23 protein-coding genes and 1 pseudogene are annotated in these 25138 nt (G+C 63.7%); 9 read left to right on the forward strand and 15 right to left on the reverse strand.

Annotation, left to right across the window (positions count from 1 at the left end):
• Positions 1 to 19 precede the first annotated feature (19 nt).
• Complete coding sequence (locus tag ACCQ08_RS21010) at positions 20 to 436, forward strand: FKBP-type peptidyl-prolyl cis-trans isomerase (RefSeq protein ID WP_312417570.1); 417 nt, start codon at positions 20 to 22, stop codon at positions 434 to 436.
• Positions 437 to 523: 87 nt separating this feature from the next.
• Here ACCQ08_RS21010 and norR read toward each other — a convergent pair whose 3' ends face one another.
• Positions 524 to 2143, reverse strand: coding sequence for a nitric oxide reductase transcriptional regulator NorR (norR, locus tag ACCQ08_RS21015; protein ID WP_373450895.1), 1620 nt, complete (start codon positions 2141 to 2143; stop codon positions 524 to 526).
• Positions 2144 to 2284: 141 nt separating this feature from the next.
• Here norR and hmpA point away from each other — a divergent pair, with 141 nt between their 5' ends.
• Positions 2285 to 3460 carry an NO-inducible flavohemoprotein gene (gene hmpA, locus ACCQ08_RS21020; RefSeq protein WP_373450896.1) on the forward strand — a complete coding sequence of 392 codons (1176 nt, stop codon included), beginning with the start codon at positions 2285 to 2287 and terminating at the stop codon, positions 3458 to 3460.
• A gap of 151 nt (positions 3461 to 3611) precedes the next feature.
• On the opposite strand, the gene ACCQ08_RS21025 is transcribed toward hmpA, so the two are convergent.
• Positions 3612 to 3863, reverse strand: coding sequence for a DUF3297 family protein (locus tag ACCQ08_RS21025; RefSeq protein WP_133858265.1), 252 nt, complete (start codon positions 3861 to 3863; stop codon positions 3612 to 3614).
• 140 nt (positions 3864 to 4003) lie between these two features.
• Here ACCQ08_RS21025 and ACCQ08_RS21030 point away from each other — a divergent pair, with 140 nt between their 5' ends.
• The 4 genes from ACCQ08_RS21030 to ACCQ08_RS21045 all read left to right on the forward strand — a co-directional run bounded on the left by ACCQ08_RS21030 (position 4004) and on the right by ACCQ08_RS21045 (position 11255).
• Positions 4004 to 5329 carry a DUF445 domain-containing protein gene (locus tag ACCQ08_RS21030; RefSeq protein WP_239810366.1) on the forward strand — a complete coding sequence of 442 codons (1326 nt, stop codon included), beginning with the start codon at positions 4004 to 4006 and terminating at the stop codon, positions 5327 to 5329.
• A 353-nt stretch (positions 5330 to 5682) separates the two neighbouring features.
• A complete protein-coding gene (locus ACCQ08_RS21035; RefSeq protein ID WP_373450897.1) occupies positions 5683 to 7752 on the forward strand; it encodes a ligand-gated channel protein in 2070 nt (689 codons plus the stop codon).
• Between the two features lie 393 nt (positions 7753 to 8145).
• Complete coding sequence (locus tag ACCQ08_RS21040; RefSeq protein WP_373450898.1) at positions 8146 to 10200, forward strand: ligand-gated channel protein; 2055 nt, start codon at positions 8146 to 8148, stop codon at positions 10198 to 10200.
• Between the two features lie 74 nt (positions 10201 to 10274).
• Positions 10275 to 11255, forward strand: a complete 981-nt coding sequence (locus tag ACCQ08_RS21045; protein ID WP_373450899.1) for a siderophore ABC transporter substrate-binding protein — start codon at positions 10275 to 10277, stop codon at positions 11253 to 11255.
• Between the two features lie 67 nt (positions 11256 to 11322).
• Here ACCQ08_RS21045 and ACCQ08_RS21050 read toward each other — a convergent pair whose 3' ends face one another.
• Positions 11323 to 11721, reverse strand: coding sequence for a rhodanese-like domain-containing protein (locus ACCQ08_RS21050; protein ID WP_239810370.1), 399 nt, complete (start codon positions 11719 to 11721; stop codon positions 11323 to 11325).
• 92 nt (positions 11722 to 11813) lie between these two features.
• Between ACCQ08_RS21050 and ftrA the strand changes: the two genes are divergently transcribed.
• Complete coding sequence (ftrA, locus tag ACCQ08_RS21055; protein ID WP_373450900.1) at positions 11814 to 12779, forward strand: transcriptional regulator FtrA; 966 nt, start codon at positions 11814 to 11816, stop codon at positions 12777 to 12779.
• Here ftrA and ACCQ08_RS21060 read toward each other — a convergent pair.
• The 8 genes from ACCQ08_RS21060 to ACCQ08_RS21095 all read right to left on the reverse strand — a co-directional run bounded on the left by ACCQ08_RS21060 (position 12776) and on the right by ACCQ08_RS21095 (position 20090).
• On the reverse strand, positions 12776 to 14002 hold the full coding sequence (locus ACCQ08_RS21060; protein ID WP_256460949.1) for a CaiB/BaiF CoA-transferase family protein: 1227 nt from the start codon (positions 14000 to 14002) through the stop codon (positions 12776 to 12778). The genes ftrA and ACCQ08_RS21060 overlap by 4 nt on opposite strands.
• 8 nt (positions 14003 to 14010) lie before the next feature.
• Entirely contained in the window at positions 14011 to 14790 is a 780-nt protein-coding gene (locus ACCQ08_RS21065; protein ID WP_373450901.1) for an enoyl-CoA hydratase-related protein, read from the reverse strand.
• Between the two features lie 91 nt (positions 14791 to 14881).
• A complete protein-coding gene (locus ACCQ08_RS21070; protein ID WP_239810374.1) occupies positions 14882 to 15676 on the reverse strand; it encodes a MetQ/NlpA family ABC transporter substrate-binding protein in 795 nt (264 codons plus the stop codon).
• A 109-nt stretch (positions 15677 to 15785) separates the two neighbouring features.
• Positions 15786 to 16223 carry a hypothetical protein gene (locus ACCQ08_RS21075; protein WP_373450902.1) on the reverse strand — a complete coding sequence of 146 codons (438 nt, stop codon included), beginning with the start codon at positions 16221 to 16223 and terminating at the stop codon, positions 15786 to 15788.
• A gap of 69 nt (positions 16224 to 16292) precedes the next feature.
• Positions 16293 to 16877, reverse strand: a complete 585-nt coding sequence (locus ACCQ08_RS21080) for a DJ-1/PfpI family protein (RefSeq protein WP_239810376.1) — start codon at positions 16875 to 16877, stop codon at positions 16293 to 16295.
• A 236-nt stretch (positions 16878 to 17113) separates the two neighbouring features.
• On the reverse strand, positions 17114 to 17839 hold the full coding sequence (locus tag ACCQ08_RS21085; RefSeq protein ID WP_312417547.1) for an OmpW family outer membrane protein: 726 nt from the start codon (positions 17837 to 17839) through the stop codon (positions 17114 to 17116).
• A gap of 324 nt (positions 17840 to 18163) precedes the next feature.
• A complete protein-coding gene (locus ACCQ08_RS21090; protein ID WP_373450903.1) occupies positions 18164 to 19168 on the reverse strand; it encodes a tripartite tricarboxylate transporter substrate binding protein in 1005 nt (334 codons plus the stop codon).
• A 4-nt stretch (positions 19169 to 19172) separates the two neighbouring features.
• On the reverse strand, positions 19173 to 20090 hold the full coding sequence (locus ACCQ08_RS21095) for a LysR family transcriptional regulator (protein ID WP_373450904.1): 918 nt from the start codon (positions 20088 to 20090) through the stop codon (positions 19173 to 19175).
• Between the two features lie 150 nt (positions 20091 to 20240).
• Between ACCQ08_RS21095 and ACCQ08_RS21100 the strand changes: the two genes are divergently transcribed.
• Both ACCQ08_RS21100 and ACCQ08_RS21105 read left to right on the forward strand, forming a co-directional pair.
• Positions 20241 to 21611 carry a hypothetical protein gene (locus tag ACCQ08_RS21100; RefSeq protein WP_373450905.1) on the forward strand — a complete coding sequence of 457 codons (1371 nt, stop codon included), beginning with the start codon at positions 20241 to 20243 and terminating at the stop codon, positions 21609 to 21611.
• Positions 21612 to 21695: 84 nt separating this feature from the next.
• A complete protein-coding gene (locus ACCQ08_RS21105; RefSeq protein WP_373450924.1) occupies positions 21696 to 21884 on the forward strand; it encodes a hypothetical protein in 189 nt (62 codons plus the stop codon).
• Here ACCQ08_RS21105 and ACCQ08_RS21110 read toward each other — a convergent pair.
• The 4 genes and pseudogenes from ACCQ08_RS21110 to ACCQ08_RS21125 all read right to left on the reverse strand — a co-directional run.
• A pseudogene (locus ACCQ08_RS21110) lies at positions 21880 to 22190 on the reverse strand (leucine zipper domain-containing protein); the annotation flags it as partial. The gene ACCQ08_RS21105 and the pseudogene ACCQ08_RS21110 overlap by 5 nt on opposite strands.
• A 106-nt stretch (positions 22191 to 22296) precedes the next feature.
• A complete protein-coding gene (locus ACCQ08_RS21115) occupies positions 22297 to 23463 on the reverse strand; it encodes a hypothetical protein (protein WP_373450906.1) in 1167 nt (388 codons plus the stop codon).
• Between the two features lie 307 nt (positions 23464 to 23770).
• Positions 23771 to 24277: a hypothetical protein gene (locus ACCQ08_RS21120; RefSeq protein WP_373450907.1), complete on the reverse strand. Its 507-nt coding sequence runs from the start codon at positions 24275 to 24277 to the stop codon at positions 23771 to 23773.
• Positions 24278 to 24367: 90 nt separating this feature from the next.
• Positions 24368 to 25051, reverse strand: coding sequence for a TetR family transcriptional regulator (locus ACCQ08_RS21125; protein WP_373450908.1), 684 nt, complete (start codon positions 25049 to 25051; stop codon positions 24368 to 24370).
• Positions 25052 to 25138: the final 87 nt, after the last annotated feature.

Below are 25138 nucleotides of genomic sequence, written 5' to 3' on the forward strand. Positions count from 1 at the left end.
CATTCGATTGGATTTCGCCATGAAAGCATTGACTGCCAGCGCACTGTTCGCTGCCATCGCCCTGACCGCCGGCTTGGCCCAGGCACAGAGCAAGCCTGTGACGACCAAGAGCGGCCTGGTGTTTGAAAGCATCAAGGACGGCACCGGCGCCAGCCCCAAGGAAACCGACACCGTCAAGGTGCACTACAAAGGCACCTTCCCTGACAGCGGCAAGGAGTTCGACAGCTCCTACAAGCGCGGTGAGCCGATCGAGTTCCCGCTGCAAGGTGTCATCCCCTGCTGGACCGAAGGCGTGCAGCTGATGAAGGTCGGCGGCAAGGCCAAGCTGACCTGCCCGGCCTCGATTGCCTACGGCGCCCGTGGCGCTGGCGGCGTGATCCCGCCCAATGCCACGTTGAACTTTGAAGTGGAACTGCTGGGCATCAAGGGCCAGTAAACCCCGGCTCCCCAAGAGCCGGTTCTCAGCTCCATAGCCTTCGCGTCTTGCTGGCGCGGAGGCTTTTTGTTGTTCGGGTGGCCCAGTTCATCCAAGGCTTGAGCGCTCCACCCCGAGGCGCTTGGCCAGCCGCTGCAGGTTGGCGCGGTCCAGCTGCAGCTCGCGCGCGGCTGCGGCCCAGTTGCCGTGGTGGCGGGCCAGGCTGGCGCTGAGCAGCTGGCGCTCGTAGCGCTCCACCTGGGCGCGCAGGCCCAAGGCCCCGGCGCTGGCGGCTGGCCCGTCGGCCACGTCGGCAACTGGCAGGGGCACGATGCGGACCGTTGCCTGCTGGCCGGGCGGCAGCGGTGCGGCGGCGGCGCCATCCCACAGGTCTTCCTCGCCGATGCTCAGCATGCGTGGCCTGGCGCTGTCCTTGCGCTGGCCCAGCGTGCGGCTCAGCGCCTTGAGCACGGCGCGGCTGATGCAGTGCTCCAGCTCACGCACATTGCCGGGCCAGGGGTAGCGCAGCAGGGCGGCCTGGGCGGCGGCATCCAAGCGCAGGCCGCCGAGCTGCAGGCGGGCGCGGTTCTCTTCGAGAAAGCAGCCGGCCAGCACCAGGGTGTCGCTGTCCCGCGCACGCAGCGGCGGCACCACGACGGGGTAGACGCAAAGGCGGTGGTAGAAATCGGCGCGCATGCGGCCGGCCTGCACCTCGGCGGCCAGGTCGCGGTTGGTGGCGGCAATCACGCGCACATCGACCTGGTGCTCGCGGTCCGAACCCAGGCGCTGCAGCTGGCCGCTTTGCAGCACGCGCAGCAGCTTGGCCTGCACCGCCAGCGACAGCTCACCGACCTCGTCGAGGAACAACGTTCCGTGCTGCGCCTGTTCAAACTTGCCGCGCCGCTCGCTCAATGCGCCGGTGAAGGCGCCGCGCACATGGCCGAACAGCTCGCTCTCGACCAGGTTGTCCGGCAGCGCGGCGCAGTTGATGCTGACCAGCGGTTGCGCTGCGCGCGGCGACTGCGCATGCACGGCCTGGGCGACCAGCTCCTTGCCGGTGCCGGTCTCGCCGGTGATCAGCACGCAGAGGTCGCTGGCGGCGACCAGTGCAATGCTGCCTTGCAGCTGGCGGATCGCCGGGCTGGTACCCAGGATCTGGCGGCTGCGGTCCGCTCCCGGGCTGCGCGGTGCCGGCGCAGCGGCGCTGCGCGCGGCCTGGGACAGCTGCTGCACCCGTTCGGCCGTGGCCACGGTGGCAGCGGCCAGGTTGCTGAAGGCCTGCAGCAGCTCGAGCGCATTGTCACCGGCAAAGCGGTCGGGCTCCAGCGCATCCAGGGTCAGCAGGCCCCAGGCCAGGCCGCCGGTCTGCAGCACGCAGCCCATGCAGTCATGCACATGCAGCTCGCCCGGTGTGGTGATCAGGCCGTCATAGGGGTCGGGCAGGGGGCTGTCGGGTGCAAAGCGCATTGCCTGGCCGGCGGCCAGCAGCTGGGCCAGGCGCGGGTGCTCGGCCACCTTGAAGCGCCGGCCCAGGGTATCGGGCACCAGGCCATCGATGGCCACCGGCTCCAGCCATTCGCCGTTGAGGCGCAGCAGCGCCACCGCATCGGCGGGCAGCAGGGTGCGCAACGCGGCCAGCAGGCGGCGCAGGCGCTCGCGCTCGGGCAGTTCCTGGGCCAGATCGGCGACCAGCGGAATCACCGCGTGGAGGATTTTGGAGGATGTCAAAACGACTCGGGGTGTCAAAAACACAGCATTTACCAGTGGTCAGTATGACTGCATGCATTGTGCAAGGTATTGATATTCCACAAACCTGGTGTTGGCACGATGCATGCACTACCAAGAACAACCACATGCAAGGAGAGTTAGATGCTGAGCGATAGCCAAAAACAGATCATCCAGGCCACCGTCCCCCTGCTGGAGACCGGCGGTGAGGCGCTGACCACGCACTTCTACCAGATGATGCTGAGCGAGTACCCCGAGGTGCGCCCGCTGTTCAACCAGGCCCACCAGCAAAGCGGCGCCCAGCCCCGCGCGCTGGCCCACAGCGTGCTGATGTATGCCAAACACATCGACAGGCTGGAGAACCTGGGCGACCTGCCCGCGCAGATCATCAACAAGCATGTGGCGCTGCAGGTGCAGCCGGACCAGTACCAGATCGTGGGCAGCTGCCTGCTGCGCGCGATACGCGAGGTACTGGGCGCCGAGATTGCCACCGATGCGGTGATCGATGCCTGGGCCGCTGCCTACACCCAGCTGGCCGACATCCTGATCGCTGCCGAGGCCAAGGCCTATGACGACATCGCCCATGCCGAAGGCGGCTGGCGCGGTGCCCGTACCTTCAAGCTGGTGCAGAAGGTGGCCGAGAGCGCCGAGATCAGCTCCTTCTATCTGGAGCCGGTGGACGGCAAGGCCGTGATTGCCCACCAGCCGGGCCAGTACATCGGCCTGCGCGCCATCGTGGGTGGCACCGAGCAGCGCCGCAACTACTCGCTGTCCGCGCCCAGCAATGGCCGCAGCTACCGCATCAGCGTCAAGCGCGAGCCCGGCGGCAAGGTCTCCAACTACCTGCATGATCTGCCAGTGGGCGACACCCTGGAGCTGTTTGCACCGGCCGGCCATTTCACGTTGCAGGCGGGCAAGCGCCCGCTGGTACTGATCAGCGGCGGCGTGGGCATCACCCCCACGTTGCCGATGCTCGAAGCCGCGCTGCAGACCGACCGCCCGGTCACCTTTATCCACTGCGCCCGGGGCCGTGCCGTGCATGCCTTCCGCCCGCAGATCGATGCGCTGGCGCAGGCGCACAGCCAGCTGCAGCCGCGCTATGTGTACGAGGAGGTGGCCGACGGCGAGGCAGTCGCTGCCCAGGGCCGTCTGACCGAGGACCTGCTGGGCCAATGGCTGCCGGCCTCGCGCGATGCCGATGTGTACTTTCTGGGCCCCAAGCCCTTTATGCGTTCGGTCAAGGCCTCGCTGCGCAAGCTGGGCGTGCCCGATGCCCAGGTGCGCTATGAGTTCTTTGGCCCGGCCGAGGCGCTGGCCTGATCGCGGGCCTCTGAAGCGCTGAGGCGCGTGCGGCACCGGCCGCCGCAGGCAAAAAACCCGAGCCATGCTCGCCTTGCAAGGCCAGCCTGGGTCGGGTTTTCGTTTTACGGGCCGCTTCAGCGCAGCACGGCGGAGGTGATCAGGCCAGGACTCAGTCCTTGTAATAGGCCTCGACCTTGCCCTTGAGCTTGATCAGCAAAGGCTTGCCCTTGCGGTCCACGGTCTTGCCGGCGGGCACCTTGACCCAGCCTTCGCTCACGCAGTATTCCTCGACATCCACGCGCTCGGTGCCGTTGAAGCGGATGCCGATGTCGTGGTTGAAGACCTCGCGCACAAAATGCGGGCTCTTGGGGTCGATGGACAGGTGGTCGGGCAGTTCGGGGCGGGCAGTGGTATCGGTCATGGTCAGTGCAGTAGAGAACGCGGCGCTGTGCCGCACAGGCCGCCATTGTCCACACTTTTGCGGGCACCGCGTCCGGGAATGGGAAACCGCGCCGTTGGCTGACTTGGCAAGCTCTGCTGCTTGCCGCTACAGTGGTCGCCATGCCCTTGCTACTGACTGATGCGCAGCAGCGTCTGCTGCGCCGCGCCAAGCTCACCCCGTTGCTGCTGCTGCTGGCCGTGGCCTGCATGTTTGTGCTGGCCAGCTGGTGCCTGGGCCAGCCGTTTGCGCAATCGCACCACTGGCAGCTGGCGCTGCGCTGCCTGCGGGCGATGACCGAGGCGGGCATGGTCGGCGCGCTGGCCGACTGGTTTGCGGTGGCGGCGCTGTTCAAGCACATCCCGATTCCGTGGATCTCGCGGCACACGGCCATCATCCCGCGCAACAAGGACCGCATCGGCGAGAACCTGGCCGTCTTTGTGCGCGAGCGATTTCTCGATGGCGACTCGCTGGTGCAGCTGGTGCGCACGCACCAGCCGGCGGACAAGCTGGCGCAGTGGCTCAAGGCGCCGGCCAATGCCGAGCTGCTGGGCCACCAGGTGGCACGCCTGGCGGCAGCTGCGCTGGCCACCGTGCAGGATGCGCAGGTGGAGCGCTTCATCAAGCTGGCACTGCGCACCTTGCTGGGCCAGATCGACCTGTCACAGTCGCTGTCCAAGGTGCTGACCGTGCTGACGCACAACGGCCGCCACCAGGTGCTGCTGGCGCAGGCGCTGGACAAGCTGGTCGAGCTGCTGCACGAGGCCGAAACCCGCACCTTGATCGCACAGACCATTGCGCACTGGCTCAAGACCGAACACCCGCTCAAAGAAAAAATGCTGCCCACCGGCTGGCTCAGCGACAAGGGCTCGGCGATGATCGCCAGCAGCCTGGAGCACCTGCTCGATGCGATTGCCGACAACCCCAGCCATGTGCTGCGCGCCAAGTTTGACCAGACCATGCAGGAGTGGGTGGAGCGCCTGGCCCAGGACCCCGCCTGGCATGCCAAGGGCGAGGAAGTGCGCCGCTACCTGCAGCACGACCCTGCCGTGGGCGAGTATGTGCAGGAGCTGTGGCAAAGCCTGCGCGCCAGCCTGCAGGCCGATCTGGCCAACGAGCATTCGGCGATGGCGCGCAATGTGCGGGGCATGGGCCTGTGGCTGGGCAAGTCGCTGGCAGCCGACCAGGCGCTGCGCAGTTCGCTCAACACCCGCATGGAGCTGTGGGTGCAGGAGCTGGCGCCGGAGATTTCGCAGTTCTTCGGCACCCATATTGCCGATACCGTCAAGCGCTGGGATGCGCGTGAGCTGGGCGAGCTGATCGAATGGAACATTGGCCGCGATCTGCAGTACATCCGCATCAACGGCACCTTGGTGGGGGGGCTGATCGGCTTTGCGCTGTTCTGGCTGGGGTGGCTGGTGAACCACCTGGGCGGTGGTTCTGCATAGCCGGCTGAGGCCTATGCGCCACAGAGATGTATCCAAAGTGCTTTATCCCTGCTTCACATTAGTCAACACTTCTTTATCAATGGATATAATAAGAAGCATTCGCATTTGTTGATAGTCCCCGGATTTTTCGTTGCCCAGCCAAGGTGGCTCCCCGCCATCTCCATGCCGCACAGCACGGCATGCTCGCCAGGACGGCCCAGCAGCACCCCTTTGCTGCCTGCCGCGCCGTGACTGACACCTCCAAACCCCGCGAATAACCGCCGGCCCTGGGCCTGCGCTGTGCCTGATCGCCATGAGCGGCCAGGCGGGCGCAGCCATGCGCCATCCGTTTGATCTGACCTGGAGCCTGTTCCATGACCCCCCGCCCTTTCGCTGCCGCCTGTGCTGCCCGCCCTGTTTCGCTGTTGCACGCCGGTCCATCGCCGCACCGTGCCGTGCCCCATGCGTTGCGCGCTACGGCCCTGGTGGCCGCCGCGCTGCTGGGTGCCGGCCCTGCGCTGGCGCAGGCCGAAACGGAGGCCGACAAGACCTTGTCCACCGTCGTGGTGACGGCCTCGGGCTTTGAGCAGGCGGTAGAAGATGCACCGGCCTCGATCACCGTGATTCCGCGCCAGGAGCTGGAGAAAAAGGCCTACCGCGATGTGACCGATGCGCTGCGCGATGTGCCCGGCGTGGTCATCACCGGCGGCGGCAGCTCCAGCGATATCAGCATCCGGGGCATGGCCTCGAACTACACGATGATTCTGGTGGACGGCAAGCCGCAGAACTCGCGCGAAACCCGGCCCAACAGCGATGGCGCCGGTATCGAACAAGGCTGGCTGCCGCCGCTCAGCGCGATCGAGCGCATCGAGGTGGTGCGGGGTCCGATGTCGTCGCTGTACGGATCGGACGCGATGGGTGGTGTGGTCAACATCATCACGCGCAAGGTGGCCAAGCAGTGGACGGGTACCTTGAGCGCCGAAACCACGCAGCAGGAATCCTCCGCGTCGGGCGATATCTACCAGAGCAACTTCTACCTGGCAGGCCCCATCAAGAGCGATGTGCTGGGCCTGCAGATCTACGGCCAGAAATCGCGCCGTCTGGAGGACAAGTTTGTCGGCGGCTTCAATGAGCAGGACAGCAGCTCGGGCACCGCCAAGCTGACCCTGACCCCCAACAAGGACCACGACCTGGTGCTGGAAGTGGGCCGCACCTTGCAGGACCGCTATGCAACGGCAGGCAAAAGCGCGAGCCGCGCGTCCAGCTTCTCGGACTACTCCCGCAACCACTTTGCGATCTCGCACACCGGGCGCTGGGGCTTTGGCACCTCGACGACCTACCTGCAGCACGAGGAGATCGACAACCCCGGCCGCGAGATGAAGCTGAAGAACACCGAGTTCAACAGCCAGATGGTGATGCCGATCGGTGAGCGCAACCTGACCACCGTGGGCCTGAGCTACAAGCATGAAAAGCTGATGGACAACGGCAACCAAATGAAGGTGGACAACCCCATCAACACGCTCAAGCGCTACCAGTGGGCGCTGTTTGCCGAGAACGAATGGCGGGTGACCGATGCGATTGCGCTGACCACCGGCCTGCGCATGAACCATGACCAGAACTACGGCACCGACTGGACGCCGCGCGTCTACGGCGTCTGGCACGCAACGCCGGAGTGGAGCGTCAAGGGCGGTATCTCGACCGGCTTCAAATCGCCCAGCCTGCGCGCTGCGGTGGCCGATTGGGGCCAGATCACCGGCGGCGGTGGCGACCCGGCCATCATCCGGGGCAACCCCAACCTCAAGCCCGAGAAAAGCACCAGCCAGGAGCTGGGCGTGATCTGGGACAACCGCCGCGATTTCACCGGCAGCCTGACCTTGTTCAACACCGACTTCAAGGACAAGATCACCGAGGTGCGCAGCTGTGAAGACACCGAAGGCGCGGGCCGCGCCATCGTCACCGGCAACTGCACGGTACTGGGCACGCCCTACAAGTTCATCAGCGACCGCACCAATGTGGATGAGGCCAATATGCGCGGTGTGGAGGCGACCGCCACCTGGAAGGCCAGCGAAGCCTTGCGCCTGGCGGCCAACTACACCTTCACCCGCTCGGAGCAGAAAAGCGGCAACTTTGCCGGCCAGCCGCTCAACAAGATGCCCAAGCACATGCTCAACGCCACGTTGGACTGGCAGGGCACGGACAAGCTGGGTGTCTGGAGCCGGGTCAACTTCCGGGGCAAGAGCTCGGACTACCTGAGCCGCACCTCGATGGCCAAGGGCACGCCGTCGTTCATCTTCATGGACCTGGGCCTGAACTATGCCTACAGCAAGGATGTGCGCTTCAGCACCGGCATCTACAACCTGTTCGACAAGCGCGTGGACAGCGCCACTTACGACGCGGTGTATGACGGCCGCCGTTACTGGGCCAAGGTCACCGTCGGTTTTTGATCTGTAGTGTCCTGGCCATCGCTGGAGGTCTGCGTGTGACGGCGCGCCTCCGGCCAGGAGCGGCTGCAGGCTTGGTTTGCGCAGCGTGAGAAGCGGTTGCCGCATGCGCGCTGCAGGACGAACTTTACAAAATCACTACATGGCATCTCGTAACGATTCTTCATCAATCTCTATAATGAGAACTATTCGCATATAAACGTCTTGCGTTCCCCCTTGCTGCCCATGCGTGTACCGGGCAGCCATGCCTTCTCGGGACGGCGCCCTGACCAGCGCCGTGACCGCAGACCTGCACAACAAGCGAAGCATCGCTGGCCCGCCGCCAGCACCTGCCGATGGCCACCATCTGCGGGTGCCTGAGGCGTGGCTGTTGTCACCTGAACACCGAGTATTTCCATGTCCTCCTCTGCCTCGTTGGCAGCAGGTCGCGCGCCAGCACGGCCTCTGCGTCTTGATTTCCACCGGCTGCCATTGGCACCCCAGCGCCATGCACTGCGCGCCATCGCCGGCGTGGTGGCCGGCATGCTGGTCCATGGCGCAGCAGCAGCGCAGGCCGCTGATGCCACCGATGCTGCCGAGCAGGTTGCCAGCGACAAAACACTGGGCACCGTGGTGGTGACAGCGGCGGGCTTTGAGCAGGAGGTAACCCAGGCGCCGGCATCGATCACCGTGATCCCGCGCGAGAAGCTGGAGCAGGGCGCCTACAGCAACCTGCACGACGCCTTGCGCGATGTGCCGGGCGTCATCATGACGCCGTCGGACAACAACTCCAACGACATCAGCCTGCGCGGCATGGGTGCCAACTACACCTTGATCCTGGTGGACGGCAAGCGCATGAGCACGCGCGAGACGCAGACCAATGGCTCGACGGGCACCGACCAAAGCTGGGTGCCGCCGCTTGAAGCGATCGAGCGCATCGAGGTGGTGCGCGGGCCGATGTCCTCGCTCTACGGATCGGACGCGATGGGCGGTGTGGTCAACATCATCACGCGCAAGGTGGCCAAGCAGTGGCATGGCTCGCTGCGTGCCGATGCCACCTTGCAGGAGCGCTCCGAGTCCGGCAATGCCTACCAGAGCAACTTCTACCTCTCGGGCCCGATCAAGGAAGAGATGCTGGGCATCAGCCTCTACGGCAACTACAGCAAGCGCGATGAAGACCGTATCTACCAGGGCTACAACGACAGCGATACCCAGGCGCTCAACGCCCGCATTGCGCTGACGCCGAACAAGGACCACGACATCATTGCCGAACTGGGCTCGGCCCGGCAGCACTTCATCTCGACCCCCGGCAAGACCTTGCTGGAGACCGGTGCGCTGTCCGACCGCAAATTTGAGCGCGAGAACTATTCGCTGCAGCACAAGGGCCGCTGGGGCTGGGCCTCTTCCGATACCTATGTGCAGCATGAGAAGACCCGCAACATCTCGCGCGAGATGACCATCAAGAACACGGTGGCCAACAGCAGCTGGGTGATTCCGGTGGGCGACGCGCACATCGTCAGCACCGGACTGTATTACAACCAACAGGACCTGACCGACACGACCACCAACACCTTGCCCGGCAGCAACCGCACCACGGCCGACCGCACGCAGTACGCCTGGTTTGCCGAAGACGAATGGCGCCTGCGCGAGGACTTTGCGCTGACCAGCGGCCTGCGCTTTGACCACGACAGCAAGGGCGGATCGCAATGGAGCCCGCGCCTGTATGGCGTGTGGAACCTGAACCCGCGCTGGACCGTCAAGGGCGGTGTCTCCACCGGCTTTCGTGCGCCCTCGCTGCGCCAGACGCTGGGCGACTGGGGCCAGGCCAGCCGGGGCGGCAATATCTATGGCAACCCGGATCTGAAGCCGGAGAAATCGCTGTCCAAGGAAGTGGGCGTGCTCTACAACGATGGTGCCGGCCTGTCGGCGGGGCTGACGGTGTTTGACAACGACTTCCGCGACAAGATCACCCGCATTGCCTGCCCCGAGTGTGGCCCGTTGAATTCGTCGGGCAACACGCCCACGACCAATATCAATATCGACAAGGCGGTGACACGCGGCATCGAGGCCACGTTGACCATGCCGCTGGCGCGCAGTCTGGACCTGAACTCCAGCTACACCTTCACCAGGTCCGAGCAGAAGAGCGGCGAGTTTGCCGGCCAGCCGCTGTCGCAGCTGCCGCGCCACATGCTCAACGTTGCACTGGACTGGAAGCCCTCGGACCGCTGGAACGGCTGGACCAAGCTGTCCTACCGAGGCAAGGAAAGCCAGCCCACTGGCGGCCGCTCGGCCCGCACCTGGGTCGCTGGCAGCTATGCGATGTTCGATGTGGGCGGCTCGTTCCACTACAACAAGAACACCACCTTCTTCGCCGGTATCTACAACCTGTTCGACAAGGACGTGTACTACGAAGACTACGCCACCGTGCAGGACGGGCGCCGTTACTGGGTGGGCATGAACCTCAAGTTCTAAACCCGCCGCGCGGCGCTCCGCATTGCGGCGGGCGCCGCGGCTATCGCTTTGATTCGCATCCTTTGGAGAAAGACATGACCCCGCCATTGAACTCAGCCTGCTGGCGCGCCAGCGCTGCAGCCGCCCTCGCCACGTCGCTGTTTGCTGCCCCGGCAGCCTTTGCGCAAACCCCCACCTCCAAGGCCCCGGCAACCATCACCGTGCAACATGCCAAGGGCAGCACGGTGGTGCCCCTGGCGCCCCAACGCGTGGTGGTGTATGACCTGGCATCGCTGGACACGATGCAGGCGCTGAACCTGCCGGTGACGGCCTTGGCCAAGGCCAACTTCTCCGGCTATATGCAGGCCTATGCCGATGCGCGCTACCTGCCAGCCGGCACCTTGTTCGAGCCCGATTTTGACGCGCTGAGCCAGATCCGGCCGGACCTGATCGTCGTGGCGGGCCGCAGCGCCGGCAAGTACGACATCTTGAGCAAGATCGCGCCCACGCTGGACCTGAGCGTCAACAACCAGCAGCTGCTGGCCGATATGCAGCGCAATGTGGTGGCACTTGCATCGCTGTGGGGCAAGCAGGCCCAGGGCGAGCAGCTGATGCAGCGCGTGCGCAGCGAGGTGGAGAGCACCCGCGCGCTGGCCCAGCAGCAAGCGCCAGGGCTCCTGGTGCTGGCCATCAGCACGATGATCAATGCCCAGCCTCCCGGCGCACGCTTTGGTCTGCTGCACGATGTGCTGGGCGTCCAGCCGGCCTTGCCGGCCGATGCCAGCAAACCGCGCGGCGTGCCGATGAAGATGGAGGACATCAGCCAGCTCAACCCCGCCTGGCTCTATGTGATCGACCGCAATGCCGGCACTGGCAGCACCACCGGGCGCGATGGCAAGCCCGTGGTGGCCAGCACCGAGCTGTTCAACAACGACGCCATCCGCAACAGCGCTGCCGGCCAGCAGGGCCGGGTGGTGTTCCTGGATCCGCAGGTCTGGTACCTGCTGGGTGTGGCCGGCCCGCAGGCCATGCTGCACACGACGGCGCAGTTGAAGGCCGTTTGGAGCCCCCGCTGAGGTCTTGACGCGGGAAGACGCTTGCAGGGGGCGGCATGTGATGCCTCCCCTTTCTTGCGGCACGCGGTCAGGCGGCGGTGGCCAGCGCAAAGCCTTCGTCCAGCCAACCGGTGATGCCGCCCGCCATGAGCTTGACGGGCCGGCCCAGCTGCGCCAGACGCAAGGCGCCCCGGGCCGCCCCATTGCAGTGGGGGCCGGCACAGTAGGTGACGAACAAGGTACCGGCGGGCCAGGCGGCCAGCTTGCTCTCGATGATCTTGCCGTGCGGCAGATGCAGGGCGCCGGGGACATGGCCCCGTGCATACAGTTCGGCACTGCGCACATCCAGCAGCACGAAATCGGGGCCCCCCTGCTGCAGCGCAGCGTGCACATCCCAGCAGTCGGTCTCGAACGTGAAGGAACGGGAGAAATGCGCCACGGCATCTGCACTGGCGGCGGCGGGAATCTGGCTGACATAGCTGCTCATGAAGAACTCCTGGTAGATATGGCAGCGATTTTGCGGACCGGCGCCCCTGTCTACAATTGGCGCAAAAGACATAAATGGAAGGATTTGCGCCAATGTCTGTATCGCTGCGCGGGCCGCTGGTGGTAGCGCCTGTCTACCACGGTCTATGCACCTTCGAGTTTTCCATCGTGGCCGAGGTGTTTGGCCTGGAGCGCCCCGAGCTGGGCGCGGGCTGGTACCGCTTTGCGAGCGTGGCGGTGGAGCCCGGCCCGCTGCGGGCACAAGGCGGCCTGTCCGTCCAGGCCAGTGCTGACTTGGCACTGATGGAGCAGGCGGACCTGATCGTGGTGCCGGGCTGGAGAGGCATCGACGAGCCGGTGCCCCTGGCATTGCAGCAAGCGCTGAGGCGAGCCTGGCAGCGCGGCGCCACCTTGGCCTCGATATGCTCCGGGGCTTTTGTCCTGGCTGCCACCGGGCTGCTGGATGGGCGCCGTGCAGCCACCCACTGGCGGTATGCGCCCGCGCTGGCGCAGCGTTACCCCTCGATCGCTGTGGATGCCCAGGTGCTGTATGTGGAGGAAGAGCGCTTGTTCACCTCGGCGGGCAGCGCAGCGGGCATCGACCTGATGCTGCATCTGGTGCGGCGCGATTTTGGCGTGAAGGCGGCCAACAGTGTGGCGCGGCGCCTGGTGGTGGCCGCGCACCGCAGCGGTGGCCAGGCGCAGTTCATCGAGCAGCCGCTGGTGAAGGATGCATCGGGCAGGCTGGCGCAGTTGCTGGACCAGGTGCGCGCGGATCTGCGGCGGGACTGGACGGTGGCTGCGATGGCCGAGGTCTTGGCCATGAGCCGGCGCACCTTCCTGCGCCGTTTCACGGCCGGCACCGGCATGGCGCCGAGCGCCTGGTTGGCGCAGGCGCGGATCGAGGAAGTGCGGCGCTTGCTGGAGAGCAGCAGCCTGCGCGTGGAGCAGATTGCAGACCAGGCAGGCTACCGCAGCGTGCAGGTGCTGCGTGACCAGTTCAGGCGCAGCATGGGCGTGTCGCCAACCGCTTACCGCGCATCGTTCACGGCGCCCTAGCGCCCGTGCAACTGCACCGCCTGGCTGGCAGCCAGCGCAGCGATATCGTCGCTGCTGTAGCCCAGCTCCTGCAGCACCTCGGCGGTGTGTTCGCCATACTGCGGTGCGCCGCGCCGGGTCACGCCATTGCCGTGCGAGAACTTGATCGGCAGGCCCAGCGCCTGCACCGGGCCTGCCACCGGGTGGTCGACCTCGATCACCATGTCGCGCGCCAGCGTCTGCGGGTCTTCCAGCATGTCCTTGATCTTGCGCACCGGGCCGGCAGGCACACCGGCCTGCTCGAACTTCTCGACCCAGTAGTCGGTCGTGTTGCTGCGCATGGCCTCCGAAATGATGGCGATCAGCAGATCGCGGTTGGCCATGCGTTCGCGGTTGCTGGCAAAGCGCTCGTCTTCGAGCAGGTGCTCCAGCTGCAGCACGCGGGTCATGCCGACCCAGGTGGCCTGGCTCACCGCACCGATGTTGATCCAGCCGTCCTGCGTCGGTATCGCCTGGTAGGGCGCGGCCACCGGGTGGGCCGAGCCCATGGGGCCGGCGGACTCGCCGGTGGCAAAGGCCATCGCCACCTGCCAGTAGGTGTGGACCAGCGAGGCCTCGTACAGCGAGGTGTCGACATACTGGCCTTCGCCGGTGCGCAGCCGCTCGATGTAGGCGGCCAGCACGCCGGTCGAGGCGAGGATGCCGGCGGTCACATCACCAATCGGCACGCCGACCTTGACGGGCGGGCGGCCCGGGCCTTCGCCGGTCAGGCTCATGATGCCGGACATGCCTTGCGCAATCAGGTCGTAGCCGGCGCGCTTGGCATAGGGCCCGTTGAGGCCGAAGCCGGTGATCTTGCAGTAGATCAGCGCGGGGTTGCTGGCACGCAGCACGTCATAGCCCAGCCCGAGTTTTTCCATCGTGCCGGGGCGGAAGTTCTCGATCACCACATCGGCCTTGTCGATGAGGCGCCGCACCACCTGCAGGCCGTCGGGGTGCTTGAGGTCGACGGCGATACCGCGCTTGTTGCGGTTGACGATCATGAAGGTGGCGGACTCGCCCTGGATCTCCGGCGGGATCGCGCGGCGCGTGTCGTCGCCGCCGGGCAGGCGCTCGACCTTGACCACCTCGGCGCCCATGTCGGCCAGCAGCAAGCCGCCGACGGGGCCTGCCATGACATTGGTTAACTCAACAACGACGAGGCCCGACAGTGGGCCTGTGCGCGGGGAAGGGGATGGCTGCATGAACGCTCTTACTTTCCTGTGAATACCGGCTTGCGCTTGTCCAAAAAGGCGCGGTAGCCTTCGATGAAATCCTGCGTGTCAAAGCAGGCGTAGCCCTCTTGCTGGTCGGCATCCGTCAACGGCGTACCGCTTTGCAGCCGGGCGATGAATTTCTTGTGCCAGCGCGCCGACAGCGGCGCCAGGCCGCTGATGCGCGCAACGGTCTGGGCCAGCTCCTCGTCCCAGTCGGCCAGCGGCACCACGCGGGTGACCAGGCCTTTGGCACAGGCCTCCTGCGCATCGAGCAGGCGGCCTTCGAGCAGCAGCTCCAGCGCCACCTGCGGGCCCGCGACATGCACCAGCGCTTCGAGTTCCGGGTAGGCCAGCACACCGCCCAGGCGGCCAATGGGGATGCCAAAGCGGGCATCGTCACTGGCCAGGCGCAGATCGCAGCAGGCCGCCAGCTCCAGGCCACCGCCAACGCAGGCGCCACGGATCGCTGCCAGTGTGGGGATGGGGCAGTGGCGCAGCAAGGCCATGGCCCGGTGTGCCTGCTCGGCAAACGCCATGCCTTTTTCCTTGGACGAGCGCAGCGATTCGAACTCATCGATATCGGCGCCGCTGCCAAAGGCCTGGGTGCCTGCGCCGCGCAGCACGATGCAGCGCAGATCGCTGTCCTGCACCAGCACATCGAGCTGCTCGGCCAGGCTGATCCACATCTGGTGGCTGATCGCGTTGCGTTTGGCCACGTTGTCGATCAACAAGGTGGCGACATGGCCTTCTCGGCTAAGGGTGATCTGTCCACTCATGGGCTGGCTTGGTCAAAGGGTGATGAAAAAAGGCGCGCCAGTTTGCGCGCCGCTGGCGTCGAATGGGTGTGGCGGGCCGTGTCAGCCGCTGTCAGAACGCGGGGACGATGGAGCCCTGGAATTCCTTGTCGATGAACTGGCGCACCTCGTCCGAATGGTAAGCCTTGACCAGGCGTGCCACCCAGGGCTTGTCCTTGTCGTCCTGGCGCACGGCAATCAGGTTGGTGTAGGGCGACTTGGCCGACTCGCGCGCAATGGCGTCCTTGGTGGGGTTGAGCTTGGCGGCAATCGCATAGCTGGTGTTGATGACGGCGGCATCCAGGTCATTGAGCGCATGCACCAGCTGGGCGGCATCCAACTCGCGCAGGCGCAGCTTCTTGGGGTTGTCGACCACATCCAGCGGCGTGGCCTTGATGCCGGCCGACGCGCGCAGCTTGATCAGGCCATGCTCTTGCAGCAGCAGCAGCGCGCGGCCGCCATTGGTGGGGTCATTGGGCAGACCGATCTGCGCGCCCTGCGGCAGGTCGCCCAGCGATTTCACCTTCTTGGAGTACAGCGCAATCGGCAGCACCACGGTGTTGGCGGCAGGCACCAGCTTGTAGCCGCGGTCCTTGACCTGCTGCTCCAGATAGGGGTGGTGCTGGTAGGCATTGGCATCCAGATCACCGGCCACCAGGGCGGCATTGGGCTGGATGAAATCGCTGAACTCGATCACCTGGACCGTGAGGCCCTCTTTGGCGGCTGCTTGTTTCACCGCTTCGGCAATCTGCGCATGCGGGCCGGCCGTCACGCCCAGCTTGATGGGCTTATCCTGCGCAAAGGCGGGGGCGGCAAAGGCGGCAGAAACCGCCAGCAGGGCGGCGAGGGTGAAATGGCGCTTGAGCATGGAAGGCAGTCGGGAACAAGTAGACGGGCCCACATGCTACGTTCGATCGCTCAGATTAAAAAATAATATTATCGAATAACCAAAGACGCCATTCGCTATATGGAGCGGCTCAGTCGGCTGTCGGATCCGCAGCTTCTGGAGCCTGGTCGCCGCCCGATGCCAGGTGCTGGCCGATCTGCATCCAGGCCTGGGCGGCTTCGGCATCGCCCGCGAAGTGGTGGCAGCTGGCAGCGGCCATCGCGATGCGGGCATTGCGCGGGTCCAGGTCAAAGGCCAGTTCGTTCTGGGCGGCTGCGTTTTGCCACATCACCGTGGCATTGGGCGAGCCTTCCTTCTGCAGCGCATGGGCCTCGGCCATCCAGGCCTGGGCCAGGCGCATGGCGGCCTCGGGCTGGTTGCGGTCGGCCTGGTGGGCGCGGTAAAAGGCCTGGCCCGCCTGCTGCCACAGCGCGCGGGCGGCAGCGAAATCGGTGGTGGCAATCTTTTGCGCATCGGCAACGAATTGCTGGCCGGTGGCGAGGTGGTGGCTGTAGCTGTCTGCGGTCATGGGGCTGCGATGGTAGCAGCGATGGCAAGGGCTTGCAGGCGGCCCAGCACTTGCCACCGCAGCGACCGTTTAGCTGTGCTGGATGCGGGTGCCCAGCAGCTCAAGAAACTGAGCGAGCCACTGCGGGTGGGCAGGCCAGGCGGGGGCGCTCACCAGGTTGCCGTCGGTATGGGCCTGGTCCACCGCGATATCGGCATAGGTGCCACCGGCCAGCACCACCTCGGCCTTGCAGGCGGGGTAGGCCGAGCAGGTACGGCCTTTGAGCACGCCGGCGCCCGCCAGCAGCTGCGCACCGTGGCAGACGGCGGCGACCGGCTTGTTGGCCGTGAAGAAATGGCGCACGGCGGCCAGCACCGCCTCGTTGTTGCGCAGGTACTCGGGGCCGCGTCCGCCAGGGATCACCAGCGCGTCATAGTCTTCGGCCTTGATGTCGGCAAAGCTCGCATTCAACGTGAAGTTGTGGCCAGGCTTTTCGCTATAGGTCTGCGCGCCTTCAAAGTCATGGATCGCCGTCTTGATGTGGTCACCGGCTTTCTTGTCCGGGCAGACCGCATGCACCTGGTGGCCCACGGCCAGCAAGGTCTGGAAGGGCACCATGGTCTCGTAGTCCTCGCAGTAGTCACCACAGATCATCAGGATTTTCTTGGCCGGCATAAGGTCTCCAAAAAGGGGTTTCAGGCGGGTCTGCCTGCGCCATTGTGGGCCGAGGAGGCGCAGATGCCAAGGGTGCCCCGCGCGGGCAAAAAAAACCCTGCTCCAGGAGCAGGGGGCAAAAGATGGCTTGGAGCCACCGCATGCTGTGGCGTTCGTCGAATGCAGGCCACTTGTTGGGCGCAGCGCAGGCGCTACGGGCTTCTCCTCACTGGGATCCTCTGCAGAACCCTTGTTGATCAGAACTTGTAGGTGACGTACAGGAACGGAATGATCGGATCCAGGGTCAGGCGGGTCTGCGAGACCGCCACCTTGTTGCCGTTGACCGTGGTCGTCAGCTTGGCGTCGGTCTTCATCGGCACATAGGACACCGAGAAGGTGATACCCCAGTTCTTGTCAATCGCGTAGTTGGCGCCGATGTTGAAGACCGGTGCCCACTGGCTGTCGATCTTGGCGGTGGTCTTGGCAACGCCTGGAGGCGCGCCGATGACGCCGCCCAGCGTGTTCTGCAGACCACTGGTCAAGCGTACATTGCGGAACTGCGAATAGGTGACACCCAGACCCAGCGAGACGCGGAACTTGTCATCGGCATTGCCAAAGAAGTATTTACCCAGCAACGAAGGTGCATACAGACGCGCATTGCCCAGCTCTCCGATGGGCTCCAGTGTGCCGGAGCCATTGAGCCTGAGGCGCGGCGGAATGCCCAGCACGCCTTCGACCGCCCAGTTGTCGGTCAGGAAGTAGTGCACGTTCAGGCCCAGGGTGGTGGCGCTCTTGAGGTCAGCGCCCGAGCCCGGGATCTGCCGCTCAAAGGGCTCGACAAAGGTCAGTGGCTTGCTCTTGTCCTGGGGCGAATAGTTGAGCGCCCCGGCTCCTAACACCCAGTCGCCCGCCTTCTGTGCATAAGCGCTGCTTGCGAGCAAGGCGGTGGCCGCCAGCCACATCCATTTCTTGGCTTGTTTCATTGCTTTGTCTCCTTGGGTTGCTGTTTGAACGGTCGTCCAATCTGGCTTGTCTCGAAGACAGAGCATAGGAAGCTGGGCAGGCTGTGTCGACAGGGTAAGCGCTGAATTTCAGCAAAAAAAGCACACTCGTTCTAATTTGTGCCGACCTGGGGAAAACGCAGATGGGAAAGGGCGGAAGTTTGTTGTAAAAGCACACCTTTCTTACAGATGCGCTTGCGGAAACGGAGCGGGATCTTCGATGCGGATCGGGCGCACAACTCGGCCGATCCGGATGCGTCGCCCCCCTGTACCCAGGCCCTGGAACTGGATGCAAAGCTGCGTGGGTCAACGATCGGTTTCGTGTTCCACCTGCCGCGCAAAGTCCTGCGCAGAGCCCTCGTAAGGCTGGTTGTTGGCATCGAGCAGGCTCTGGCGAATGGAGGGCGAGCGAAGCGCTTGCGCAGTCCATGCGTGCAGGCGCAGCACCACGTGGGCGGGGGTACCCGGTGGGGCAAAGAGCCCGAACAGGGAATCCAGATTCGCGGATGGGTAACCCAGCTCCGCGAGGGTCGGCACCTCCGGGAGTACCGGCAGGCGGCGCGGTGCGCCGACCGCCAAGGCCTTGAAGCGCCCGTCACGCAAGGCGCTGAGCTGGCTCGGTGCGACGTTGGTCGACAGCAGCTCGAAATGGCCACCGAGCGCATCGGTCAATTGCTGCCCGCCACCCTTGTACGGCACATGGGTGATGCGCACGCCCGCAAGCTGACTCACGCGTTGCAGCACGGTGTGCCCGGTCGTGCCTTCGCCTGTCGTCGCCCAGCGCAGCATGCCCGGGTGCTTGCGCGCCGCTTCGACCATGTCGGCGAAAGCCGTTGCGGCCAGCGCGGAGGTGCCCACCAGGAGCAGCGGCGTGCGCATGACACCGGCCACGGGCTGTACCGGCAATGGCGCCGCAGCCGCTGAGGTTGTGGCACGCCGCGCAGCCGCGTGGCGCAGCAGACCCACGGCAGCGGCGGCGGTAAAGACCAGCGTTTGGCCATCGGGCGGACTGCGCTGCAGCAGTTCCAGCGCCAAGGTTCCGCTCGCGCCGGGCCGGTTCTCGACGACGACTGGTGCCTGGAGCGGATCGGCCATGGCTTTGGCCAAGGCGCGCGCCACCAGGTCGCTGACACCGCCGGGTGGATAGGCGACCAGAATTCTGAGACCAGCGCCCGGTCTTGTCCGGGCTGCAGTGGCAGCGGCCCGTGCCGCCGGGGTCACCAGCGATGCGCCCATCAAACCGCTCAGCAGCACGGCCCTGCGCGACCATTGTGGGGTGTTTGCCGGGGTCAGCGCTGGCCATCCGGACATGCGTTCACCTGGCTTTGGCCGCATGGCGCTTGGCCAGCTTTTTTGCCAACGCGATCACCGTTCCCAGCGGGCCATCGCAGTCATGCGCCCGGTACACCAAGGTCAACGGCGCCCAAAGATCGAGGGACGGATCGAGCGAGCGATACACCACGGCATGGCGATGCGATCCTTTGATCGAAGCCGGAACAATGGACAGGCCCACGCCTGCTGCAACCAGGTTCACATTGGTCATCATGCGTTCGACCTCGGCCGCCACTTCCACATGAACCTGGCGTTGTGCACACAGTGCCAGCAGATTGGCATACAGGCCTGGCGCACCGGGCCTGCGCACCAGCACCAGTTTTTCGCCATCGAGCTCATCGAGCATCACGGGCTGGGTGCTGTTGCGTGCCAGCCGGTGGTCCACCGGAATGGCCAGCAGCGCTTCTTCCTGGAGCAGCGGCTCGAACGCCAATCCCTCCGGGTGTGCCACCGGCACGCGCAAAAAGCCGCAATGCAGACGTTGGGCAGCGACGGCTTCGGTGATTTCAGCGGCATTGTTCTCGCTGACGCTCAGCAGGATGTCGGGGTGCGACTTGCGGCAGGTGCGCAGCACTTCCGGGGTGAACGCATGGGCTGCGGCCGAACTGGTGAAGCCCACACGGAGATGGCCCCGTTCACCGCGTGCATACGCCTCGATGCGCTGCTGCATCGCATGAAAGTCGCTAAGCAGTTGCTCGGCCTCTGCGCGCAACGCTTGACCGACATCGGTGAGATCCACGCCTTTGGGGTGGCGGCGAAACAGCGCACTGCCCAGCTCATGCTCCAGCGCCTGAATCTGCTGCGACAACGGCGGCTGCTGGATGCCCAGGCGCTCTGCGGCACGCGTGATATGGCCGCATTCGGCCACCGCAAGAAAATACCGGAGATGACGCAATTCCATATATTCAAAAAGTATGCGGTTGATATCTTAGAAATCTTTGAAATATTTCGCAAGCCGACGAAGAATAGGGAAGCCCTCAAAAACCAAGCGCTGGTGCGGCAGCCTTGCGGGGAGCCGCACCCATAAAAAACACTGGATAGGAGACAAACCATGACATCACATCTGCCCAAATTCGGCCTGCCCCTGCTGGCGCTGCTCGCGCTCAGCGGCTGCGGTGACGGCTCCCTGGTATTGCAAGGGCCCTCCACGTCCAACGAGGCCGCACCCGTGATGGCCACCTGCCCTGCGGATGTGCCCGCCGACGCGAAATGCCTGTCCGGCCGCGACTCCAAGGGCGCGTTCTACATGATCGCCGTGCCGGCAAAGTGGAATGGCATCCTGGTGATGCATGCGCATGGAGGCCCCGATCTCGCCGCGCCCGATCTGGAGCGTTCGATGGAAGACCTGACCCGCTGGTCGATCATGGTGAAATCCGGCTACGCATGGGCGGGTTCCTCCTACCGCCAGGGCGGTGTCGAAGTGCGCGCTGCCGCAGAAGACACGGAACGTCTGCGCGGCATCTTCCGCAAGCATGTCGCGGTCCCCACCAAGACCATCCTGCATGGCCAGTCATGGGGCGCTGGCGTGGCGGCCAAGGGCGCGGAGATGTTCACGGCAGACACCGTGGGCGAGCGTCCCTACGACGGCGTCCTGCTCACCAGTGGCGTGCTGGGTGGGGGCACACGTTCCTACGATTTCCGGCTCGACCTGCGCGTGGTCTACCAGTACCTGTGCGGCAACCATCCACGCCCCAGCGAACAGCCTTACGCACTCAACCTCGGCCTGCCCGCCAATGTCACGATGAAGCAGGCGGATGTAGCGCTGCGTGTGAACGAATGCCTGGCGCTCAACAAGCCCGCTGCCGAGCGCACACCCGAGCAGAAGGCCAAGATCCAGACCATCGTCAATGTGATCAAGATTCCCGAGAGCGCCATCCAGTCGCACATGAACTGGGCGACCATGCACTTTCAGGATATCTCCGCCAAGCGCACCGGCGGCGAGAGCCCTTTCGGCAATGAAGGCGCCGTCTACAACGGCTCTGCCGACGATGCAGCCCTGAACGCCGGCGTGCTGCGCTACAAGGCTAACCCTGCCGCCTACCAGACGTTCGCCACCGACACCGACCCGGTCGGCAAGATTCCTGTGCCGGTGCTGTCGACCAAATGGATCAGCGATCCGACCGCGTTTGTGGAACTCGATTCTCGTTTCCGCGAGGTGATGGATGAAGGCGGCAGTGGTGGCCGTCTGGTGCAGACCTTCACGACCAATGGCACCCACAGCTTCATCAGCGATCCCACCTATCCCACACTGATGGACGCGCTGCTGCAGTGGGTGAACACCGGCACCAAGCCCACACCTGCCAGCATCGCCAGCGCCTGCATCGGCATGGAAGCGACCTACGGCAAGGGCTGTAGCTTTGATGCGGGCTACACGTCACCGGCGCTGTCCACACGCGTCGCTCCGCGTCAGCGTCCGCAGTGATGCCTGCTGGCGCTGGCCCCGGTGGTTGGATTCCGTGCCAACTTGACCCACCGGGACAACGCTAGGAACCATTGCAAGCTACTAATGGTTTTTGCGCTGGTCAAAGCTGTGGTCGGTGCAAATGCCGTGGATTGGGGCTTCGTCACTGATGCGTCTGCACCTCCTGCACAAGGGCAAAATGCCGCAGATATGCGGCTTGATACCTTATTGAAAATCTGCGCAGAAGTGGGCCAATCGGCAGTGGAAAAACGTCAGCCATGTTGCGGTGGCTGACGGTGGAGGCAGAGACACCTAATAGCTGGCAATGCGCAATTCCAGCATTCGACAGCATTGCAACTCAACGATGAGCAGTGCCTATGTCTCGTCAATGGCGCGGGGCGAGTGCGCTGGTTTGGAGGACGCATCGGCCAGGGCAGCTTCACCACCGCTCAGATAACGGCCCAACCACTTCCTGGCTGTCTGCGCTGTGACGCCTAGGGCAAGGGCAGCTTGGGTGGCACCCTGGCCATGAATGGTCATCTGTTTAACCATCTCAAGTCGGCGGGCGAAGGTAAGTCGGGCATGCTTATGGGTGTTCATCCGGATGGGTGTCCTGAGTAGGTTGGGTGTTTGGCGACTTCCAGTCTCTCAAATCCAACCCGGATGAACACCGGATACAACCAATTGAAGCTTCTAATCTAGCAATTCACGATGGGTTCCAGCGTACATCGCCTCTGGTGTTTGGCACAGACTGGTACACCCCGGCGTTAGCTTCAATCTTGCGATCTTTAGGCTCAAAAACGCAATCAAAAAGCTCCTCGACCTCACCCCAACTTTTTTTCGCCTGCCACATCGTCAAGAATGCACGACTCACATCTACCGCGCTCGGGCTAATCTGAGATGTGTGGAGCCCCAAGGCTTTTGTCGTGTCTTGCTCATCATGCAGGGAGCTGGATTGCTTCGCGTAGCTGTGAAACTGCTGTATCTGTCCCGGTTTATCAAAACCAGTGGATCCACACTGTGCACCAGGCTCTTGTCCACGCACGGCATGCGCGTTGGAAAAGCTATCCTGAACCATGTGCAGCAGCACTCCGATTGCCACTTCATCCAGATCCTTGCGAACCTCAACAATGCCAGTTGCAAATAAATTCATGGTTGTTAAGTCACCAGGAAAGTATGTTGCCATCTTTGCGTTACCCAAGTCTCTGATAAATACGCCCGTGGGCGTAGAACCAAGGGCAACACCCCACAAAAATTCAGCCCAGATCTTCATACGGTCTACTGTTTCACCCGCCGTTTCACCGTCATATGCGCCCATTGAGTGCATGAACTGGAGGTCACCGTAGTGCGATCGATACAGCATATAGTCACCGGGCCCGAATGCAGGCTCTTTGAGATGAGCTTTCCTTTTGGCCTGTGACCCTGCATCCGAGAACAGGCCCCACCAGCATGTGGGTTGAGAGGTTGATCGCAAGGTGATACGAACATCACAGCCTTTGATTCTTGGGGGGGATTTGGTGTTTAGCAGAAAGGGTGGGTCATCTGGCCATCGAACTCCATAAAGAAGGGTCCGATTCTCACGGACAGCCTCAATGGTGACGCATTCGTCTTCGTATCCCATTGCTGCGCTGCAGCCAATGGCTGCCAGCGTAATGGACTCGTGCACAGGGGATTTCAGAACAGGGATGGCCGAACCAACAACCCAGTGTCCAAGATAATCAAGCACCGGATTTCGGCCAAGGGAGGATATCTTTCGATCTACGTCACTGACTTTGGGGAGTACCTGAAAAGAGTTCGCGTTTGAAACTGTCGCAGCGGCTGCGCTAAGAACAAAAAATACACGCAAGTATGTGAAAATTTTGTGATTTCTCATGGAAGCTCCCTGCTGTCACTAATTAAAAATCTATCCGCTTTCACACTATAGCTCGTGTCACCTTCTTGCATATTTACATGACTTGGCGTCCCAATCGGATAGAGCTTCAGAGAATTTTTGTTGGTATGGCAATCGATAAAGTGATCTAAATATCGATATGACATGTTTGGATGGTATGGGAAACCTTCAAACGTAGATGGAACCAAGGTAGAGATCAAATGAACTGTCTCTCGTATTAATGAATGTCAATGATTCGCTGTGACTGCTATTTCCTCCAATAATGAGGATGGACAAGGCGCTCATGCGTTCAGTCGCTGGGTGTGCCGGAGGGGCGCTGCTTGAACATTCGGTTGATCCTGATGCTCAGCCCCCACGCCATCGCCGCCAATATGGCGCTGCCCGTGATCGAGCCCAAAGAACGGTTAGAAAAGGAGGGGCTGAAAAGCGACCGGTGAACGGTGCTGGCCAGCGTGCGATCTGCCGGCGCAACCCAGGGGATGCCCGCTTCTGGGCTGTGGAGCCTACAGAACGCATACAACAAGGCACAGCAGGCCAAGCCAAGCAGCGTGCAACGCTGTGCAATTTTGGCGAGTCGAACAGACTTCCATCCGTATGCGATCAGCGGCAGCAACCACAGGGCAATGCCCGGCTGCACATAGCGTTTGACGTTATCCAGACCTGGCTGGTAGGCATCCGAAAGTGACGCGGTGGCTGCATGGAAATACACCCCTGCGGCGTAGGCCAGCATGAACGAGAAGGTGGCCGTGACTTCCAAATGCAGCCATGGCGATAGAGGGCGGTTGACAGGGCGCATGCGCGGATTATCAAAGCGCGCATCAGCAGGAGGATGAAGTCAGTGTGAACTCGAAACACGGCTCACTGGGCCGTGTTTCTGCGTCTGTCCTCAGCCTGGTGCTGCCCGCACACACACCAGCGCATCCACCTGGTCCAGCAGCAACTGCAGATGCCGCTCGCGCAAGGTGTCGCCTAGAAGGTCCACCTGCAGCAGGCTGCGCCAGGTGGCGGCGTGGTCGATGCGAAAGCCGCTGAGGGCGGAGATCAGGTAGTGCACATCGGTGGCAGTGACGTCAGGCTTGAATAGGCCCTGGGCCACGCCGCGCTCCAGGATGCGTTCCAGCGGTGTCAGGGCCGCGCGGCGCAGCGATTCGTTGTTGGAGACTTGGCCGAGCATTTCGCCGCCCTGGAAGTTCTCCTGCAGCACCAGGCGGGTGAAGGCCTGGTTGTTGGCGTGGTAGTCAAAGCTCTTCTGGGCCAGCGCATGCAGCGCTTCCAAGGGCTCCAGGGCATCCAGGTTCAGGCTTTCTTCGGAGGCGCGGATGTCGGTGTAGCTTTGCTCGATGACGGCCAGGTACACATCCTTCTTGTTGCCGAAGTAGTAGTACAGCATGCGCTTGGCGCAGCCGGCCTTGGCCGCAATGCGTTCGAGCCGGGCGCCGTCATAGCCATAGTTGGCAAACTCGGTCTTGCCGGCATCGAGCAGCGCCTGGCGCATGCCGGCCGATGCGCCGGGGTCGTCTGCCTGGGGGTCTTGTGGGGGTGGCTCTTGCTGGCCTTGCTGCTTGCTCACTGCCGGATCTCCGTGGACACAAGCGGGCAAGCGTAACATGCGCGCTCCTTGCCGAGGCCGGGGCACAAAAAAGCCATGGCTTGCAGT

It is taken from the genome of Comamonas sp. SY3 (assembly GCF_041730275.1).
Taxonomy (GTDB): Bacteria; Pseudomonadota; Gammaproteobacteria; order Burkholderiales; family Burkholderiaceae_C; genus Comamonas; species Comamonas sediminis.